We start from the raw sequence: 16,408 nt of genomic DNA, 5'->3' as shown, positions 1-16,408 counted from the left end.
ATAAAACAAGAAGTCACAGAATTGAAGGAGAAAACGCTCCTCCGGTTCTGTGACTTTATTATGAAAAAGGATTTTGTCGTTATTTTTCCCCTGACATCTTGCAAACCCCGTTGAAGCGGGCGTTCGGTTCGATCTCCAGCGTTTGGGCGAATATATCGCCTTTGATGACGGCGGTCGCTTTCAGGACAAGTTTGGCACTGACGTGTATGGAACCTTCCACTTCCCCTAATATTTCGGCATTTGTGGAAACGATGTTTCCCGTGACGTTCCCTTTCGGGCCGATCACGATCTTGCCGCTACAACTTACATCTCCTTCGATTTTTCCATCCAGGCGGAAGTCTGTTTCCGTCACGATGTCGCCTTTAACGGTCGTACCGGCGGCAAGGGTATTATGCAGGCCGCCATTCGTGTTTTCTTCTTTTTGCTTTATTCCCATCATATATGTAGTTAGTTGCTTATCGCAAATATAAGACTATTTTTTGGCAGAAAGGTTTACTTTATTTACATTTACAGATAAAATAACGAATTATGACAACAAAGATAGAACTGGAGAAAATGAGATTCTATGCCTACCACGGCGTAATGCCGCAGGAGACGAAGGTGGGGAACGATTTCGTTGTGGATCTGATTCTTACGGCTCCATTGGAGCAGGCTGTGAAGAGTGACGAATTGGACGATACGATCAACTATGCGGCCGTCTATGCGGTTGTAAAAGAGCAGATGGATATCCCTTCCAAGCTGATAGAACATGTGGCAGGACGGATTTTGTATGCTCTGAAGGAGCGTTTCCCCCAGCTGGCAGCAGTCGAGTTGAAACTCTCTAAGCTGAATCCGCCCTTCGGAGGTGATGTCCATAGCGCATCGATCATCCTTGGTGAAACTTTCTCCTGAAATCAATCTTTTGCCGGGCTTAGTCCTTCGGCAAAAGATTTTTATAATTTAGCTGGTCCGTTATTTGGCGGGAGGGGCGTATGCTCCGTATCTTTGTAGCCTAAAGCACAAATAATATATTCACCATGGCATTTACCAACAATGTAATGATTGTCCGCCACGGATTGCTGGCGAAGTTAGTGAAACTTTGGAAGGAAAACCGTCTGCTCGAAGAGATAGACCGTCTGCCTATCGAGTTGAGTCCCCGTAAGTCGAAAGTCATCGGCCGTTGCTGTGTGCACAAAGAACGGGCTGTGTGGAAGTACAAGACATTGCCGCTGCTCGGATTCGATATGCAGGACGAGGTCGACGAGCTGACCCCTTTGTCTGAATACGCCAAACAAGCGTTGCTGCGTTCGGAAAACAAGAAAGAGAACCTGATGTGCGTGGTGGATGAAGCCTGTTCGTCCTGCGTACAGGTGAACTATGAGATTACGAACCTTTGCCGTGGCTGCGTGGCGCGCAGCTGTTATATGAACTGTCCGAAAGACGCGATCCGCTTCAAGAAGAACGGGCAGGCGGAGATCGACCATGATACCTGTATCAGTTGCGGCAAATGCCACCAAAACTGCCCCTATCATGCTATCGTGTATATCCCGATCCCTTGCGAGGAAGTTTGCCCGGTGAAGGCGATCAGCAAGGACGAGTACGGGGTGGAACATATCGACGAATCCAAATGTATCTATTGCGGCAAATGCGTGAACGCCTGTCCTTTTGGGGCGATATTCGAGATATCCCAGGTGTTTGACATCCTGCAACGCCTGCGCAACAAGGAACCGATGGTAGCCATTGTCGCCCCGTCCATCCTGGCCCAGTTTGCGGCTCCGGTGGAGAAGGTCTACGGTGCCATCAAGTCACTGGGCTTCCTTGAAGTTGTGGAAGTGGCGCAGGGAGCGATGGAGACGACCCGCCACGAAGCCGAAGAACTGAAAGAAAAGTTGGCGGAAGGCCAACCGTTTATGACGACCAGTTGTTGTCCGTCTTATATTCAGCTTGCCGAGAAACATATCCCGGACTTGAAAAAATATATTTCGACTACCGGTTCGCCGATGTATTACACCGCCCGGATCGTGAAGGAGAAATATCCGGATGCCAAGATCGTGTTCGTCGGCCCGTGCGTGGCGAAGCGGAAAGAAGTGAAGATGGACCCCTGTGTGGATTTTACGCTCACGTTCGAAGAGGTCGGTTCCGTGTTGGCCGGTATGGATATCAAGATCGAAGAGGCACAACCGTTCACCGTCTTGCGTAACTCCGTACGTGAGGCACATGGATTTGCACAAGCAGGCGGTGTGATCAATGCGGTGAAGGTCTACTTGAAAGAAGACCAGGATGCTAGCTTGAATACGATCCAAGTGGCCAACCTTACGAAGAAGAACGTCGCATTGTTGCGTGCATACGCTAAGACAGGCAAGGCTCCGGGACAATTTATCGAGGTGATGGCCTGTGAAGGCGGTTGTGTGACCGGTCCGTGTGTGCATGGCGACCGGTCTGCCGGGCAGAAACAGTTGCTTAAAGAGCTTACTAAATACTAAACGCAAATGATGAAGAAGATTGTTTTACTCTTTTCGCTGGCGGGAGCGTTATTGCTGACGGCATGCGGACCGCGGGAGATTCCTGCGAAAGGAGACTTTACCGTACGTGTGTTTGACGATACGCCCGTACGGTTTGCACCGGATATCTATCCGGAAGCCTATAATGCGCCGGGGGCGGACAGCATTTACCATCTGGTGAACGGGCGTATCATCCTGAAGAAAATAACGTTGCCCGAATACGAACGCAATGTGTTTGTCAAATTGAAGGTGACGATTGCCTCCAACGGCGACCGCTGGGATAAATCCGGTTCCTGTTTCGTCCTGCCGAAAGAGTCGGGCATCAACCTGCTGAACATCGCTAAGGGAGAAAAGCAGTTCCCGGAAGTGGATAGTACGAAGCTGGAACACATGGTCGGGATCGTTGCGGGCGAAGATTATAAACCGACGGTCGAACTGATGCGTTTCATGACACCTTTCGGGGTAGGACATTTCAGTGCTCCCGACGACAGTCTGACGCATAACCGTAAGCCGGTCTATATCGACCATTGGGAAGATAGCGTCAGCTGGGAACAGGATATAACCGACCTGTATCCACTTTTGGAAGGAGGAGCCTATGTTGGCATCTTTATCGACACCTGGACGACGGAAGGCTATATCGCCAGTATGACGGTCGATGTGGATGAATCCGGCCTGGCTTATGATCCGCTGACCCGCCGCCATGTGGAGCCGTTGATGAATACGGTCTACTACGAGGGGCAGACCTATCCGGATATCTTTGCCCGTCGGGACGTGTCGACGGATTTCGAGATTCCCGCCGGTGTGCGTAATGTCCGGCTGAAATATATCGTGACCGGTCATGGCGGCCATTCCGGTGGTGATGAATTTGTCGAGAAACGCAATATCGTTTCGATCGATGGGAAAGAAGTGTTGAACTTCATCCCCTGGCGTTCGGATTGTGCCTCTTTCCGCCGTTTCAACCCGGCAACGGGCGTGTGGTTGAAAGAGCGCCTGGCTTCTTATATTGCCAAAGACGGTTATTCGGAAAAGAAAGTGGAAGAACCGTTAGGATCATCCGACCTGTCACGTTCCAACTGGTGTCCGGGTTCGGATGTGATGCCTGAAGAGATTCTTTTGACAGATATCGCGCCGGGCAAGCATACTTTCACGGTCAGCATTCCCGAAGCAGCAGAGATAGACGGGAACAAGCTGAACCATTGGCTCGTGTCTGCTTATTTAGTATGGGAAAAATAATGTGCCGATATTTTATTGGCACATTATTCTATTGACACATTATAAAAATAGTATTATTATGGATTCATTGTTACCTTTTTTTCTGTTATGTTTTACCTCGTTTTTTACGCTGACAAATCCGTTAGGGACGATGCCTGTCTTTCTGACCATGACGAATGGCATGAGTGAGGAACAGCGTCGTGCCATTGTCCGCCGCGCTACAATCGTATCGTTCCTAACGCTGATGGTTTTCACTTTCTCCGGGCAGTTCCTGTTCAAGTTTTTCGGTATTTCGACAAACGGGTTCCGTATTGCGGGTGGCATTATCATCTTCACGATCGGTTTCGACATGTTGCAGGCACGCTATGCGAAAGCCAAGCTGAAAGAGGAGGAGGTGAAGACATATGTGAACGACATTTCCATTACGCCCCTTGCCATCCCGATGCTCTGCGGGCCGGGTGCGATCGCCAATGCCTTGATGCTGATGGACGATGCCGTGACATTGGCAAAGAAGTGCATCTTGATCGGGACGATCGGATTGATCTATTTTATCACCTACCTGATCCTCCGCGCTTCCACACGTCTGAACCGTTACATGGGCGAGACGGGCAATAACGTCATGATGCGCCTGATGGGATTGATTCTGATGGTGATCGCCGTAGAGTGTTTCGTGAGCGGTTTCAAGCCGATCATGATCGACATTTTGCAGCACTCGAACCTGTAAAAAAGACAAGGGAAGGCATTGCTTTCCCTTGCAACTCCGGTACAGTCCGGTAAAGAGTGTTGTTTTTTGTATCTGCCTGTTTAATATGATGTTATGTTTTAAAGGAATAGAAAGCGGACAAATGCGGACAGAACGGACACTTGGAAATTATGGACATCCGATTTGCAACAGACGTGCATCCCAAAAGTGGTTTTTGGAATGGATTTTAGAGGTTATTTGTTGATTATTAGCGTTTTAGTAAAATGTCGGGATTTTTATATATCGGGTGTCCGTTCTGTCCGTACTTGTCCGTTTGCCTGCAAAATTCTCTCTGTTCATAGTTCCGTGAATCTCTTTTTCCCCTGTAAATAGAACGCTAAGATCAGGCTTCCTTTTCGCAACTCCGGAATGCCGGAAAGTTTTGTTTTGGCGAGATTCTCACGGCGGACCGGTTCGTAAGACGGTTTTAGCTCGTGGAACGCCTTCCGGGCCTCATACACGGCACGGGCGTTCGGGTAATGGCCGGTCAGCAGAAACTTGGCAGCGGCGATATAGTCCAGCCAGAAACGTGCATGCATCACGTGCTTCAAATCCTTTTCCGGCAAGTTCTTATATAGCATCAGCAGGTTGTTTCGGAAGTTGAGGAACGTCTTGCGCGGACTCTCGACATTCAGCGTGGCGCCTCCCACGTGGTACACGACCGACGATGGCGTACAGACCAGCCGGTAGCCGCGCGAACGTAGCCGCCAGCACAGATCGATTTCTTCCTGGTGGGCAAAGAACCCGGCATCGAGGCCGCCCACCTCTTTGTAAGTGGCCGTACGGACGAACAGGCAGGCTCCCGTGGCCCAAAGCAGGTCGGCAGGCGTGTCATATTGTCCGGCATCTTTCTCGACGACATGCAGGACGCGTCCACGGCAATACGGATAGCCGTACCGGTCCATATATCCCCCTGCCGCTCCGGCATACTCGAAATATTCTTTATTCCGTTGGGCGCGTATCTTGGGCTGGACGCCGGCAATCGTTTTGTCGGCGTCCAGCGCGGCGATAGGTGCATCCAGCCATCCCGGAGTGACTTCGACATCGCTGTTGAGCAAGACTGTGTATTCGTGTCCGATATGCTTCAATGCCTGGTTATATCCTTCGGCAAAGCCGTAATTCTTGTCCAGCCGGATGATGCCGACCGTCGGAAACTTTGTTTTCAGCATCTCGATGGAATCGTCCGTAGAGCCGTTGTCGGCAACGATTACATCTGCCCATTCGCCGGGTGTGCAAGCGACAACGGAGGGCAGGAATTCTTCCATCAGCGCGCGGCCGTTCCAGTTTAGGATGACGACGGCAAGACGTTTGTCCGGTTGAAAGTTGAAAGTTGAAAGTTGAAAGTTTTCGTTTGTTTTCATATTGTGTGTGTGCTTTTTTTGTAATTTAACTTTCAACTCTCTTATGTTTCCATCTCTTATGCGTCCAAAGCCACCCCGACGGATTGCGCAAGATACATTTTTCCATCAAGCGGGCATATTGTTCGGTAATCCAGTTCTCAGGAGTCTCTTTGGGAGTCTCGGTCACCAGTTTCATATCTATGGTATAGTAGCCGCGTTTCACCTGCTTCGTGTCGAGGAATATGACCGGCAAATCCAGTTTGCGGGCAAGGCGTTCGGGGCCGGTCAGGATGGAGGAATCCTGGTTCAGGAAGTTCGTCCAGTAGTGCAGGTTGTTCCGGCTCGGTGTCTGGTCGGCGATAAAGATCACGACACAGCGGGTTTTGTCTTTCTTCAGGGTGATGACATCACGCACGGTGTCCTGTTTTTTGATCCCGAAGGAACCGAATTTCGTACGCAGGTTAAAAAACAGGCGATCGAATGCCTGGTTGTTGAGGGGGCGGTATATTTGGTAGATGCGGGAATCCTTGAAACGGGAAGTCGAGCCGGAAAACCATTCCCAGTTGCCGTAATGTCCCATCAGGAGGATAAAACAGGTGTGCCCTTTCTCCATCAGCGTGTCTACCAGTTCGGGATTTTTCAGGAAAGCCCGGCGTTGTAACTCTTCGAGGGAGATGTGGGCGAGCTTGATCGTCTCGACCACGTAGTCGGCGAAGTGATGGTAGAACTCGCGTTCCAGCCGGCGCAGTTCGGTGTCCGATTTATCGGGAAAAGAGGCTTTCATATTTTGCCTGACGACTTTCACCCTGTATCTGACGACCTTATAGACCAGAACATAGAGGATATCCGATAATATATAAAGCGCCCACATCGGCAATAAGGCATGAACCTTTACCCAACTGTAGATAAGCGCATATTGTATTTTATTCCACATGATGGTTTTATTAGTTTTTATTTGTGTAAATGCTGATTTATCTGTAGCTTTTCTCTTGAAAGAAAAGTAACCAAAAGTTCAAGGCTAAAGCTGCTTCGCTACTCCGTTCCTTTCGTTCACTGTCGCGTCTGAAACTCGCTTCGCTCAGACAGCAGACGCTCCGGGCGCTCACTACGGTCTCTGCGCTTAACGCTCACCGGCTTAGGCCGGAAATAGAGCCTGACGGCTCTTCGGGGATTGCCGATGCTACCTGCTCCTTTGCGATCCCACATTTGATGTGGGAACAGGCTTGTCCCCCGTGCTTGACACGGGGTTGCAGAAGAACTGTCGGTTAAGCCTTGATCTTTTGGCTACTTTTGGATCAAGCCAAAAGTAACGGATAAATCATTTATTCTATAATCTTTACTACTAACGCCGTTTTGTCCTCGTTCCAACCTTCCAGTATGACCTGCCGGGTTTCATTGACCAACGAGTGGTCGTACGGGATCTCCACCTTGATATAATTCTCCGTGAAGCCGTGCATCATGCCTCCTTTGCGTGTTTGTTCAAACAAGACATTCGCCTTCTGGCCGATATGCGCTTCGTAGAAAGCATGGAGCTTACGGTCGGATATGTCCAGCAATTGCTGGCTGCGGGCATGCTTGGTTTTCGGGTCGACGACGTGGTCGATCTTGAGTGCCTGCGTACCCGGCCGTTCCGAATAGCTGAACACGTGCAGCTGGCTGATGTCCAAGCTTTCGATAAAGGTGCGGGCCTCCTCGAAACAGGTATCCGTTTCACCCCGCGTACCGACGATCACATCGACGCCGATAAAGGCGTGCGGCATGACCTCTTTGATCTTTTCGATCTTATGCCGGAACAGGGTCGTGTCGTAACGGCGGCGCATCAGTTTCAGCACCTCGTCGCTTCCGCTCTGTAACGGAATATGAAAATGAGGAGCGAAACGTCTGCTGCATGCCACGAAATCGATCGCCTCGTCCGTGATCAGGTTCGGTTCGATGGAGGAGATACGGTAGCGTACGATCCCTTCCACCTCGTCGAGGGCGCGGATCAGGTCGATAAACGTTTCCCCGGTGCTCTTCCCGAAGTCGCCGATGTTGACGCCTGTCAGCACGATCTCTTTTCCCCCGTTTGAGGCGACCTCTTCGGCCTGCTTCACCATGCTGGCGATCGTCCCGTTGCGACTGCGTCCGCGAGCAAAGGGGATCGTGCAGTAGGAACAGAAATAATCGCATCCGTCCTGCACTTTCAGGAAATGGCGCGTACGGTCGTCTGCCGAGCAGGAAGGGGAGAAAGTACGGATATCTTTCGTCCGGGAAGCGATTATGGCGCCTCCCTCTTCTCTCTTTTTCAGATCGTCCAGATACATTAATAAATCCAGCTTCTGCTCGGCTCCCAAGACAAGGTCGACTCCTTCGATATGGGAAACCTCTTCCGGCTTTAACTGGGCGTAGCAACCGGTCACGACGATGAACGCCCCTGGGTGCTGTTTGCCGATCCGGCGGATCGCCTGGCGGCATTTCTTGTCGGCAAGTTCTGTCACGGAGCAGGTGTTGACAACGCAAATATCGGCCTTTTCACCCGGACGTGCTTTGCGTACGCCCTGTTCGGCAAGGACTTTCCCTATGGTCGAAGTTTCGGCGAAATTCAGCTTGCATCCTAAGGTATAGTATGCGGCTATCTTGTTCTCAAAAACAGTCTTATCAATCATTGTCTTTTAATTATCGCGCAAATTTACGGAAAATGTTTGGAGATAGTATATTCTTATCGTTTATTGTGGAACCGGTAACCTATCCCTAACATCAGGTTGTTGGGGTCTTTGAATTTGCTCAACTGGTATCCCACGTGCAGGAACAGGTTGCGTGTGACAGATGTTTTCAGCGCCAGGATTTGGTACATCCCTTGCGTATCGGTGCATTTGTGGTAAACATTGTAGCCTATGCCTACATTGATCGTGAAGATCGGCATGACCAGTTCGCCCCGTACGGATAGCCCGACTGCCAATTGTTCCTTGAATGGCGGACGGTAAAACCTGTGCTCGGCCTGGTCGTTGTAGTCGGCTTCGTATTCCTTGATGTTGGCACTTTCGTCGTATTGTACGTCGAGCGATGCTCCGGCACGGAAATATTGGTGGAAGTTATACATAGGATTGAAATTGAATCCTAATACGCCGAACGAGCCGGGGGCCAGGTAGGCTTCATCGGGCTTGATAACCCCTTTTCGTTTCGAGGCGCCGTATAAGACGATGTCGTAGCTGATGTGAGGTTTGATGCGTTGTGTGGTCCGCCTGCCTGACATCACCGTCCCGGCATTTGCTCCGAAGGTGTGCACCAGACCTATCCTGCCTCCGACGGTATTGACGCCTGCGTTGGGGTACTGGGTGTTTCCGTTGGAGAAGTGGCTCAGGTCGATGCCTGCCGTCAGTTGCCATCCTGCCGCCAGTTGCCAGTTCAGCAAGAATCCCAAATTGATATAGGCATTGATCTTTGACCCCACAACATAATTATAGGCGTTGGTTCCCGGATGGTACTTTTTCCATCCGAAAGAGGCCCCGAAGTTCCATTCGTAATCCAGTGACAGGCGGGAGGAGAGCCGGGTTATGCGTGCTCCCTGGAATGCATATACTGCAACCGGAGTCCCGATCTCGGCCTTGTCAAAGAAAGAGTGGTATGAGACACCGATTCCCTGGTACGTGTGCGGGTATAATTTCCCGTAGCGCGAATCGGGATGAAACCGGAAAGAGTATTTCAGGTGTGCCGACACGGACTTACGCAAGGGTTGCCATGCAGCGTTTGCGCCGGCAAAGAACTCATTGGTGGGGATGAGGTAGACGGGACGGAAGTCGATACCGACCCCGTGTGTGAGCGGATGGCGGGAGACGGTGTCGTTCGCCCCTGTCTCTTGTGCACATATATGAGTGCATCCTAACACACATATTGTAATAAGTACTTTCCAGTTCTTCATGTCTCATCCGTTTATTCGGTTGCCAAAGATAGGTAAAAATTTAGTTTGTCAAACCTTTGGGTATTGTTGTACTGTTGGTTAAACTCTGGCTATATTTGATGTAGTCTGAAGGTATTTAATTGACTACAAATAGATTAAAAGAAACTCGCATGAGAATAGGCAACGGATAAGAAATTGGTAAAGTGCTTTGATACACTATATTTCTCATGCTGTCAAACAACTCTTATTTGTTTGCAAATATAATATTATTGCAGGTAAAAATCAAAAATAACGAGGTTTATTTTCATTTTTGCCTGCTGATATTTGTTCCGGATTGTCGGATGCGATATATTTGTAATTAGGATTCGTACCGTGTTCCAAGCGGTTCATAAGTAACGACTTGCGGAGCTTTGGCAACAAGGGGATGCGGCTCCGTTTTATAGAAATGACTTATGCAAACCGACTTATCCATTTACAACAGTCTTCGCCCTTCCTTTATAGAAGGCGTTCACGCCGTGAAGTTCAATGCTTTGTCGGCGGTCATATCGCGTTACCGGGATTATGCCCGCAGTTCCGAACAAATAAAAGCGTACTCGGGAGATTCTCTTCTGATGCGGGACATTGCCTCCTTGCTTGACGAAGCACCCCGTCCCATAACGGGGGAATACCAGGATTTCACCCCGTTCCTGCTTCTTCTGATGCTTTCGGAGGAGTTTCATGCCGTCCATTACGTCGAGCGTCTTGTAACGTGGTATTTCGGCTACTGTTGTGTCGATGAACTGCGGACGGTCTGCACCATTCTGTTCCAGTGTTCCTACCCGCATCACGACACGCTGCGGCTGCGGTTTAAGAATTACCTGCGTGAAGCCCGTAAGACATTGGGTATGCCCGTTGAATGTAACGCTGCTGTCATGCTGAAAATGCTCGACGCCTCTTATGAACATCTCACTCCCGCCGATGTCGGGGAGTTCGAGGAGCTGTTGCACCTGGGGGACGATTACGAGTTCATCTCCCGTGTCAAATCGAATTATCTTGCCTCGGATAACGTCACGGAACTCGCCGGGGTTTGCGGGTATTCCAGCACGATTACCTTCCGCCGGCGTTTCCAGCGGGTTTTCGGCTGCTCGGCCTCCTCGTGGTTACGTCAGCGCCGTATCGAACGTATCGGGGAGTTGCTGCGGACGACACACTACACGTTGCAGGAAATAGCCTACATGTGCGGTTTCTCCGCCCAATCCCACTTTACGGACTTTTGCAAGCGGAATATGGGGAGCAATCCCACTTCCATCCGCCAGGAAGGCCGGATCTGACATTAAAATCGGCCTCGTGATAAAAAAACGAAGAGAAAGATAAAAATCGTAATCCGCCGGTTTTTCGATTCGCTAACTTTATACGCGAAAGTAACAAGACGGATTATGATTGCATTTATAGAAAAATTAAACAGCGAAGTCCTGCGGAGTATCGAACGTATCGAATCGCGGGATACCGACGTGTTGAAAAAGTCGCTTGAAGCGTCACGTGTCCTGGGAGAAGCGTTCGACCGTTTGAAACAATATATCATCGGCTACCGTTTTCAAAACGATGACGAGGAAATAAAGTTCTTCAAAGAAATCAAACCCCGTCTTTTTTGCCGTCTGATCTATTACCGCAAGCTCTACAATATCGAGATGAACCGTCCGGTAGGAAGTATCGAGGCACAACGGGAGTACCTGGACGCCCATGTTCGGGCCATCAACGCGTACACGCAGAAACGCCTTGACTTTATCCGCTATTTCCGCAGCGGCGCTACACACCTGGACAGCCTCTATTTCCTGCGCGGGCAGACCGACACGGAGCAATACCTGGAAACCTTCTACTATGAACTCGACCCGCAGTTTTCGACAAACGCGGATTTCAAGGTGGCGAAAATCCTGGCCAACGATATGTTGTCGGTTTATCTTATGGGCGAATTGGAATCACTGGAGAGCACGAACCTCCGGAACATGGTTCTGCCATTGTCTGACGTGCGTCCGACATGGCAGGACTCGAAGACGGATCTGACGGAACTTATTTACCTGCTCGACAGTAAAGGCTGTTTCGGCAATGTGCCACTCACGCAACTTGCCAGCTACATTTCCAACGCTTTCAACGTACACCTCGACATGAACCTTTCGAGGACATTCTGCGATATGAAAATCCGAAACAACCCGACACCGTGGCTTGACAAGGCGAAAGAGGCCCTGCTTAAACGTATGCAGACGTGGAAGCGAAACAAGAAAAACGGCAATTCCGAGTAGAATATGAACCGGTAAAGCACTCTATTCCTTATAGAAACACTGATAATCAGCGTTGTATATAACAAAAGAACCGAGGTCGGTTTTCCCCCGTAACTCTCGAAAGGAACTTTCCCGAACGCCCGTATTTGCACCCGTATAAGGAGCCGATACGGGTGTTCCGTTGTAGCCCCGTCCGGATTAGAACACCGTTAAGCGTTGAATCACAGTATTCTATCGCATTTCTGCCCATAAAAATACCGAGTACGGGCCGCGGATTTCGGTAAAAAACACTGCCTTCTTCACCGCATGAACCGTTGAGAATCAGTTCACTGCAAATTATCAAAAAAAAGTCGTACCGACCTCGTTTTAAGCTGTCCATATAAGCCCGACCTTTGTAACAGACTAAAAAACAAAGGAGTATGAAAATCATAGTGATCGGTTCGCGAGCCTATAACGAGCTTGTCGGGCGTATAGAGAAAATAGAGGCTGCAATCGCCTCTCTCCCTGAAAAGGGGCGTGCATGGAATAAGGAGTATATAAACGACGAATGGATGGACGGCGAGCAGGTCTGCCGTTACCTGGGTATCAGCGGGCGTACCCTTCAACGCCTCCGCTCGGATCACGTGATCACCTATTCGGCCATCAACCGGAAGCTGTATTATTCCCTCACGGAAATCCGCCGTGTGCTGAAGGAGCGTTCCGTGCGGCGCAAGAACCAACCAAAGGAGTAGGCCATGTTTCTGGACAAGGAATATTTCGACGGATGGATGCAGCGGCTCTCGGAACGGCTGGAACGTATCGAGAAGCTGTGCGCGGGGGACGTGGAGCAACCGCTTTCCATCCTGCCTGACGGGGAGCGTCTTCTGGACAATTACGACCTGTGCCGTATGCTCAATATCAGCAAGCGCACACTCCAGCGTTACCGCACCTCGGGAGAGCTGCCTTACGAGATGATCTATCACAAGACCTTCTACCGGGAATCGGACGTCCTGCGGTTCATCGAGCGTAACTTCAGTAATTTCCGCAAGCTGAAAAAGGATCGTCCTGCCGGTTCCGGTTAGGCCCTGTCCCGAGAGTCCGGCGTCATGGAAAAACGCGGAGATACATGGAATAAGGCACGACAAGGCGGTACAACCGCTCGATATTTGCCGTAAAATCAGTATGTTTGCTGAATGAAGCCTATATAATAATGAAGCAATGAAAGAAACTGATAAAATATATCCTGCCGACAAAGGGGAGGAAGAGCTGCTGCATAATGTGCGCCATATCTTGCAGGAAGCGCGCGCGAAGGTGATACATCATGTCAATTCGACCCTCGTGAGGGCTTACTGGCAGGTAGGGAAATACATAGTGGAGTACGAGCAGCAGGGAACCGACCGTGCCGGATATGGCAAGGCTGTCATCAACACCCTTTCCAGGCGGCTCGTGGCGGAGTTCGGAAACGGGTTCACGGCCACCAACCTGCGGTACATGAGGCAGTTTTACCAGTGCTACCCGAAATATCACACGCTGTGTGATAAATTGAGCTGGTCGCATTGCCGCACGCTTCTCAAGGTGTCGGGCGATGCCGCCCGTGATTTTTACCTGCACGAGTGCGTCAAGGAAAACTGGAGTGTCCGGCAGCTCGACCGCCAAATCAACACGCTTTTCTATGACCGCCTGCTGGCCAGCCGAGACAAGAAAGCTGTGAAAGAGGAGATTTCCCGTACCGAACCCGGACGTGTCGAACCCAAAGAGATCATCCGCGACCCGTATATCCTGGAGTTTCTCGGTATCCCGCAGGGAGAGCATTTTCTGGAAACCGATCTGGAGCAACTGCTCATCAGCCGCTTGCAGCGCTTGATGCTCGAACTCGGGAAAGGCTTCGCCTTCGTCGCGCGACAGAAGCGTATCTCCTTCGATGACAAGCATTTCTACATCGACCTGGTCTTTTACAATTACCTGGCCCGTTGTTTCGTTTTAATAGACCTTAAATCCGGGGAGCTGACCCATCAGGATTTGGGGCAGATGCAGATGTATGTCAATTACTACACCCGTGAGTTGATGAATCCCGGGGATAACCCTCCGGTGGGTATCGTCCTCTGCGCGGAGAAAAACGACGCGGTCGTCCGTTATACGCTGCCCGAAGATGAAAAGCAGGTCTTCGCCGCCCAGTACATGACCTATCTTCCCACGCAGGAGGAGCTGCAAACACTCTTGCAGGAAGTGTGACGACAACGCTCACGGACATATGAAAAAAGCCGATGGAAATCTGTACTTCCGTCGGCTTTTCGTTTACATCTTGATCCCTTTCTTCGCAGGGCCGTTCTCCGGCGGGCTGCCCACGCCCGCGATCACGATGCGCCCCCCGGAGGCGTCGGCAATCTGCCGCAGCCGGGAAGGAATACGGGCCGCCGTGTTGTCTTCCTTCGGGAGCTCTTCCGCCGTGTCATGCCGTTCCCGGCACACGTCGTTATCCTCCTCCGCCTCCTTTCCCTCGCTCTCTTCTATCGGTTTGAGGCTTTGCTGTATCCTGCGGTCTATTTCCGTCAGGTCAGCTTTTAGGGCCGTCAGTTCGGGCTCCTTGCGCCAGGAACTTTCCACCACTTCCCGCAGGACGGGAATATCTTTCTCCAGTTCCTCATTCTTTTTCCGGAATTTCTCCAGTGTCGGCTCGATGGTCGCGAGCGCGTGGATGAAGTTCATCGCCGCCAGTCGCGGGTCGGAGGCGATATTCCCGTAGTTATACTGGTATAGATAATCCCCTTCACCCCGGACATAAAAACGGTTCTGCACCAGGTCGAGCCCGTCTTTCCCGGTCGTTTCGCTCTGGACGAGCAGCTCGAACCCGTAGAGGCTCCCGATGGGTTCGAGCCTGTCGAGCGTGCGTGCCGTTTCGGCGATATGGTTGAGCTGTTTCCCGATGAGCTTGGGGTCGGAGGTTTCCAGCCCGTTCAGTTTCACGGGATTGCGGTACGAGCCGTCCTCGTTGAACTCGACGCGGGCCTTGAAGTGTTCCAGATCCTTGCCGATACGCCGTATCAGGTCGTTGTTCTTCTCTATCTTCTCCGTGATCTGCTCCAGCTTGTAGCGGCTCGATGATTTGCCGCGCACGAATGCCTGGCGTTCGCTTTCGAGCGTGGCAATCTTCTTCTCCAGGCGGGCTTTGTCCAGCAGGTCTGTATTTCCCGAGAGGACGGCGACATACTCGGAAAAATTCATGCCGCTCTTTTCGTCGATGGCCCCCTCGTCGATGGTACGGCTTCCCATGTTGTTGGTCTTGAGCTGGCGGATGAACAGTTGCTTGTTGTGCAACAGCCCGAACTTGTAGGCGTCGAGCGACTTCTCGACGGCGTATAATATCACGTCCACCTTGTTGTCGGCATGGAGTTTGGCGATCTCGTTCCCGGTGCGTATTCCCCGCCCGTCGCGCTGCTCCAGGTCGCTGGGACGCCAGGGGCAGTCCAGGTGGTGTATCGCCACGCAGCGTTTCTGCGCGTTCACTCCCGTCCCGAGCATCTCGGTCGATCCGAAGAGTACGCGGATTTTTCCGGTGTTCATACCGGCGATCATCTCCTTGCGCGCTTTTTCCGAGGTCGCCTCCTGGATGAACCGCACCTCGCTTTGGGGTATGCCGTAATCCTCCGCGAGTTTACGCCGTATCTCGGAATAGACGTTCCACCCCGCTCCGGGTTTGTAGGTTCCCAGGTCGGAGAATACGAACTGCGTACCTTTGTACGCCTCGAAACGGCGGTAGTAACCGGCAATCATACGGGCGCAGTGGCTCGCCTTGTTGTCCACGTGGTCGCTGTATAGTTCGGGGTCTATCATACGCATATCGAGCGACATCTTGCGGGCGTAGTCTGTGGCAATGAGCATTTTCGCCTTTTCCTCCCGCTCCGAGAGCGGCAGGCGGCCCAGGAGCGTGGCATCGCCCGATTTGGCGAACTGCACCAGTCGTTCTATGAACTCCGTCTGCTGGGGTGTCGGCGGGATATTGTGCAATATCTCGTTCTTTTGCGGTCGGTCGATCCCTATATCCTCCGCCGAGCGGTAATCTGTAATCTCGGAGTAGAACATGGCCAGTTCGGGAACCTTGATGAAATATCGGAACCGTTCTTTCTGCACGACCTCGTTGGTCACGGAAAACTCGTAGTCGATGGTTTTCTTGGCAAATATGGCCGCCCAGGCATCGAAGGTGCGGATATTCTGACGCTCCAGCTCCTTCGGGCGCAGGTACTTGAAAAGCAGGTACAGTTCCGTGAGCGAGTTGGAGATGGTCGTTCCCGAGAGGAACGTCGCCCCCAGGTCGCGGCCCGTGCGCTGCTGTATGGTACGCAGCGCGAAAAGCATGTTGAGCGCCCGCTGCGACCCCTCGGGATTTCCGAGGCCCGCCACCCGGTCATGCCGGGTCGTGAAAGTCAGGTTCTTGAATTTGTGGCATAAATCCGAAATTTTGGATTTGAGCCATTATCAGAACTTTCTTATTTTTTTGTTTGACATTCTAAATATATTGAAATTCA

General features: G+C 51.2%; 14 protein-coding genes and 1 pseudogene. 9 read left to right on the top strand and 6 right to left on the bottom strand.

Annotated features, from left to right (window positions below; genetic code table 11):
• Positions 1 to 79 precede the first annotated feature (79 nt).
• Positions 80 to 436, bottom strand: coding sequence for a polymer-forming cytoskeletal protein (locus tag KTG12_RS04050; RefSeq protein WP_005648064.1), 357 nt, complete (start codon positions 434 to 436; stop codon positions 80 to 82).
• A 92-nt stretch (positions 437 to 528) separates the two neighbouring features.
• On the opposite strand from KTG12_RS04050, the gene folB reads away from it, so the two are divergent.
• The 4 genes from folB to KTG12_RS04030 all read left to right on the top strand — a co-directional run bounded on the left by folB (position 529) and on the right by KTG12_RS04030 (position 4,416).
• A complete protein-coding gene (gene folB, locus KTG12_RS04045; protein ID WP_005648063.1) occupies positions 529 to 891 on the top strand; it encodes a dihydroneopterin aldolase in 363 nt (120 codons plus the stop codon).
• 125 nt (positions 892 to 1,016) lie between these two features.
• Positions 1,017 to 2,462, top strand: coding sequence for a monomeric [FeFe] hydrogenase (locus tag KTG12_RS04040; RefSeq protein WP_005637059.1), 1,446 nt, complete (start codon positions 1,017 to 1,019; stop codon positions 2,460 to 2,462).
• A gap of 6 nt (positions 2,463 to 2,468) precedes the next feature.
• Positions 2,469 to 3,713, top strand: a complete 1,245-nt coding sequence (locus KTG12_RS04035; protein ID WP_138272537.1) for a PNGase F N-terminal domain-containing protein — start codon at positions 2,469 to 2,471, stop codon at positions 3,711 to 3,713.
• 58 nt (positions 3,714 to 3,771) lie between these two features.
• Positions 3,772 to 4,416, top strand: a complete 645-nt coding sequence (locus tag KTG12_RS04030) for a MarC family protein (protein ID WP_005648061.1) — start codon at positions 3,772 to 3,774, stop codon at positions 4,414 to 4,416.
• A 314-nt stretch (positions 4,417 to 4,730) separates the two neighbouring features.
• On the opposite strand, the gene KTG12_RS04025 is transcribed toward KTG12_RS04030, so the two are convergent.
• From KTG12_RS04025 to KTG12_RS04010, 4 genes are all read right to left on the bottom strand, one after another.
• The gene (locus tag KTG12_RS04025) at positions 4,731 to 5,795 is read right to left on the bottom strand and encodes a glycosyltransferase family 2 protein (RefSeq protein ID WP_005637051.1); all 1,065 of its coding nucleotides are present in this window, start codon (positions 5,793 to 5,795) and stop codon (positions 4,731 to 4,733) included.
• 25 nt (positions 5,796 to 5,820) lie between these two features.
• Positions 5,821 to 6,708 carry a lysophospholipid acyltransferase family protein gene (locus KTG12_RS04020; RefSeq protein ID WP_119215286.1) on the bottom strand — a complete coding sequence of 296 codons (888 nt, stop codon included), beginning with the start codon at positions 6,706 to 6,708 and terminating at the stop codon, positions 5,821 to 5,823.
• 388 nt (positions 6,709 to 7,096) lie between these two features.
• The gene (mtaB, locus tag KTG12_RS04015; protein WP_119215287.1) at positions 7,097 to 8,419 is read right to left on the bottom strand and encodes a tRNA (N(6)-L-threonylcarbamoyladenosine(37)-C(2))-methylthiotransferase MtaB; all 1,323 of its coding nucleotides are present in this window, start codon (positions 8,417 to 8,419) and stop codon (positions 7,097 to 7,099) included.
• Positions 8,420 to 8,472: 53 nt separating this feature from the next.
• Complete coding sequence (locus KTG12_RS04010) at positions 8,473 to 9,672, bottom strand: acyloxyacyl hydrolase (RefSeq protein ID WP_119215288.1); 1,200 nt, start codon at positions 9,670 to 9,672, stop codon at positions 8,473 to 8,475.
• Positions 9,673 to 10,103: 431 nt separating this feature from the next.
• On the opposite strand from KTG12_RS04010, the gene KTG12_RS04005 reads away from it, so the two are divergent.
• The 5 genes from KTG12_RS04005 to KTG12_RS03985 all read left to right on the top strand — a co-directional run bounded on the left by KTG12_RS04005 (position 10,104) and on the right by KTG12_RS03985 (position 14,117).
• A complete protein-coding gene (locus KTG12_RS04005; protein WP_005681366.1) occupies positions 10,104 to 10,961 on the top strand; it encodes a helix-turn-helix transcriptional regulator in 858 nt (285 codons plus the stop codon).
• A 105-nt stretch (positions 10,962 to 11,066) separates the two neighbouring features.
• A complete protein-coding gene (locus KTG12_RS04000; protein ID WP_004303821.1) occupies positions 11,067 to 11,927 on the top strand; it encodes an RteC domain-containing protein in 861 nt (286 codons plus the stop codon).
• A 398-nt stretch (positions 11,928 to 12,325) separates the two neighbouring features.
• Positions 12,326 to 12,637 carry a helix-turn-helix domain-containing protein gene (locus KTG12_RS03995; RefSeq protein ID WP_004295488.1) on the top strand — a complete coding sequence of 104 codons (312 nt, stop codon included), beginning with the start codon at positions 12,326 to 12,328 and terminating at the stop codon, positions 12,635 to 12,637.
• 3 nt (positions 12,638 to 12,640) lie between these two features.
• Positions 12,641 to 12,967 carry a helix-turn-helix domain-containing protein gene (locus KTG12_RS03990; RefSeq protein WP_004295487.1) on the top strand — a complete coding sequence of 109 codons (327 nt, stop codon included), beginning with the start codon at positions 12,641 to 12,643 and terminating at the stop codon, positions 12,965 to 12,967.
• Between the two features lie 136 nt (positions 12,968 to 13,103).
• Positions 13,104 to 14,117 (top strand): YhcG family protein, encoded by a 1,014-nt coding sequence (locus KTG12_RS03985; RefSeq protein WP_004295486.1) that lies wholly within the window; start codon positions 13,104 to 13,106, stop codon positions 14,115 to 14,117.
• A 63-nt stretch (positions 14,118 to 14,180) separates the two neighbouring features.
• Here KTG12_RS03985 and KTG12_RS03980 read toward each other — a convergent pair.
• Positions 14,181 to 16,334 (bottom strand): annotated as a pseudogene (locus KTG12_RS03980) (helicase-related protein); the annotation flags it as partial.
• Between the last annotated feature and the right edge of the window lie 74 nt (positions 16,335 to 16,408).

The sequence above is a fragment of the Parabacteroides sp. MSK.9.14 genome, from assembly GCF_019041495.1.
Lineage (GTDB): Bacteria > Bacteroidota > Bacteroidia > Bacteroidales > Tannerellaceae > Parabacteroides > Parabacteroides merdae.
Note: the sequence above shows the minus strand (reverse complement) of the source record. Positions and strands in the feature narration are given on the sequence as shown.

Excerpts from the sequence above, each read along its gene's own strand:
- KTG12_RS04050 (WP_005648064.1), bottom strand. The coding sequence starts at position 436 with ATGGGAATAAAGCAAAAAGAAGAAAACACGAATGGCGGCCTGCATAAT.
- folB (WP_005648063.1), top strand. The coding sequence starts at position 529 with ATGACAACAAAGATAGAACTGGAGAAAATGAGATTCTATGCCTACCAC.
- KTG12_RS04040 (WP_005637059.1), top strand. The coding sequence starts at position 1,017 with ATGGCATTTACCAACAATGTAATGATTGTCCGCCACGGATTGCTGGCG.
- KTG12_RS04035 (WP_138272537.1), top strand. The coding sequence starts at position 2,469 with ATGATGAAGAAGATTGTTTTACTCTTTTCGCTGGCGGGAGCGTTATTG.
- KTG12_RS04030 (WP_005648061.1), top strand. The coding sequence starts at position 3,772 with ATGGATTCATTGTTACCTTTTTTTCTGTTATGTTTTACCTCGTTTTTT.
- KTG12_RS04025 (WP_005637051.1), bottom strand. The coding sequence starts at position 5,795 with ATGAAAACAAACGAAAACTTTCAACTTTCAACTTTCAACTTTCAACCG.
- KTG12_RS04020 (WP_119215286.1), bottom strand. The coding sequence starts at position 6,708 with ATGTGGAATAAAATACAATATGCGCTTATCTACAGTTGGGTAAAGGTT.
- mtaB (WP_119215287.1), bottom strand. The coding sequence starts at position 8,419 with ATGATTGATAAGACTGTTTTTGAGAACAAGATAGCCGCATACTATACC.
- KTG12_RS04010 (WP_119215288.1), bottom strand. The coding sequence starts at position 9,672 with ATGAAGAACTGGAAAGTACTTATTACAATATGTGTGTTAGGATGCACT.
- KTG12_RS04005 (WP_005681366.1), top strand. The coding sequence starts at position 10,104 with ATGCAAACCGACTTATCCATTTACAACAGTCTTCGCCCTTCCTTTATA.
- KTG12_RS04000 (WP_004303821.1), top strand. The coding sequence starts at position 11,067 with ATGATTGCATTTATAGAAAAATTAAACAGCGAAGTCCTGCGGAGTATC.
- KTG12_RS03995 (WP_004295488.1), top strand. The coding sequence starts at position 12,326 with ATGAAAATCATAGTGATCGGTTCGCGAGCCTATAACGAGCTTGTCGGG.
- KTG12_RS03990 (WP_004295487.1), top strand. The coding sequence starts at position 12,641 with ATGTTTCTGGACAAGGAATATTTCGACGGATGGATGCAGCGGCTCTCG.
- KTG12_RS03985 (WP_004295486.1), top strand. The coding sequence starts at position 13,104 with ATGAAAGAAACTGATAAAATATATCCTGCCGACAAAGGGGAGGAAGAG.